The sequence below is a fragment of the Pseudomonas sp. QTF5 genome (assembly GCF_000512695.2).
In the GTDB taxonomy this organism is placed as follows: Bacteria; Pseudomonadota; Gammaproteobacteria; order Pseudomonadales; family Pseudomonadaceae; genus Aquipseudomonas.
In genome coordinates this window covers 217,875-218,105 of sequence record NZ_AZRW02000006.1, presented here as the reverse complement: position 1 = coordinate 218,105, position 231 = coordinate 217,875, and positions in this window count along the sequence as shown.

Here is a 231-nt window from a genome sequence, read left to right as displayed (position 1 = left end):
CTTTCGTCTCAACCGAGGCGCGCATTCTACAGCAGCCCCTGTTACTGTCAAGCGGTTATTTTCCGAAGTTTTCAAAGTTTCGCTTGGGAATCTTTAACAACTTCAACCACTTGCGCTTTCGATCTCTCGTTAGCGGGAGGCGAATTCTACAGCGTTACCCGCTGCTGTCAACACCTCTTTTTCTCCGCTTTCGACCGAGAAGATCGAACCGTCAATAAGGCGACAACACAC